The sequence below is a fragment of the Streptomyces sp. MnatMP-M17 genome, assembly GCF_900091995.1.
GTDB lineage: Bacteria > Actinomycetota > Actinomycetes > Streptomycetales > Streptomycetaceae > Streptomyces.
In genome coordinates, this window is sequence record NZ_FMDK01000793.1 from 1 (window position 1) to 1,441 (window position 1,441).

Genomic DNA, 1,441 nt, shown 5'->3' on the forward strand with positions numbered 1-1,441 from the left:
GGCCCGGCCGGCTCGCGGGCGGCTCGACGGCGGTGACCTGGAGGGTGTCGATACGGTGGCGCAGCCGGGCGGGCATGACCTGCCGGACGGTGTTCAGCGCGCGTGCCGCGGCTTCCTCGATGCCGGCGCCGGTGGTGGTGGCGATCCGGAGCGCGACGGCGAGGGCGACGGCCTGCTCGTCGTCGAAGAGCAGCGGCGGCAGTTCCGTGCCGGCGTCGAGCCGGTACCCGCCGTCGGGCCCTTTGAAGGCCACCACGGGATAGCCGAGCTCGCGCAGCCGGTCCACATCGCGCCGTACGGTGCGCGGGCTGACGTCCAGCCGCTCGGCCAGCAGCGCGCCCGGCCAGTCCCGGCGCGCCTGGAGCAGGGAGAGCAGTGACAGCAGTCGCGCTGAGGTCTTCGGCATGATTCCCATACTGCCGCGAGAAGCGGCCACAACCTGACCGCTTCCCTTGGGACTGTGGTCCCGTACCGAACGGCGAGGTCTCGTGAGGTCTCGTACCGAACTACAAGAACGACAAGAACGACCGGAAAGGCCCGATCACCATGACCGCCACGACCACGCCACGTTCCACTCCCGACGGCGAGCGGACCGACCTGCTCGCCGCGCTCGCGACCGCGCGCTCGGCCCTGACCACCACGGTGCGCGGGCTCGGCGACGAGCAGGCCGGTGAGCGCCCGACGGTCAGCGCGCTGTGCCTGGGCGGGCTGATCAAGCACGTCGCGTCCATCGAGGAAGGGTGGATGCGCTTCGTGATCGATGGCCCGTCGGCGCTGCGTTACGACCTGCCCGACGGTGTCACCTGGGCCGCCCTCGCGGCCGGTACCGCACGCGAGGTCCCGCAGTGGGCGATCGACCATCAGAACGACTTCCGGATGCTGCCCGGCGAGACGCTGGCCGGGATCGTCAAGCGCTACGAGCAGGTCGCCGCCCGGAGCGAGGAGATCATCGCCTCCGTGCCCGACCTGTCGGCGACGCACCCGCTGCCGGAGGCGCCCTGGAACGAGCCGGGAGCGGTGCGCAGCGTGCGCCGGGTGCTGATGCATGTCATCGCCGAGACCGCCCAGCACGCCGGGCACGCGGACATCCTGCGCGAGACGCTCGACGGCCAGAAGTCGACCTGACCGGTGTCACCCAGCCTCGACACCCGGGCGCTCAACCGCGCGACGCTCGCCCGGCAGTTGCTGCTCGACCGCGCCGGCATACCGGTCCTCGACGCCGTCGCGCACCTCGGCGGTCTACAGGCGCAGGAACCGCAGGAACCGTTTGTCGGGCTCTGGTCGCGACTGCGCGCCTTCGACCCGACGGTGCTCTCGGACCTGCTTGCCGGTCGGAGCGTGGTGCGGACCCATCTCATGCGCCGCACCGTCCACCTGGTCACCGCCGACGACGCTCTGGCCTGGCGGGCCCGCCACGGCACCATGCTGCGCCAACGCGTAC

The 1,441-nt window shown here is 71.9% G+C and carries 3 protein-coding genes; 2 read left to right on the top strand and 1 reads right to left on the bottom strand.

The window, feature by feature from the left end:
- A partial coding sequence (locus GA0115259_RS30755; RefSeq protein WP_141716756.1) for a helix-turn-helix transcriptional regulator occupies nt 1-406 on the bottom strand: 406 nt, incomplete at its 3' end.
- A 140-nt stretch (nt 407-546) separates the two neighbouring features.
- Between GA0115259_RS30755 and GA0115259_RS30760 the strand changes: the two genes are divergently transcribed.
- Nucleotides 547-1,125: a DinB family protein gene (locus tag GA0115259_RS30760; RefSeq protein WP_093603071.1), complete on the top strand. Its 579-nt coding sequence runs from the start codon at nt 547-549 to the stop codon at nt 1,123-1,125.
- A 3-nt stretch (nt 1,126-1,128) separates the two neighbouring features.
- Nucleotides 1,129-1,441 (top strand): DNA glycosylase AlkZ-like family protein (locus GA0115259_RS30765; RefSeq protein WP_141716757.1); only part of this gene is annotated, 313 nt, incomplete at its 3' end.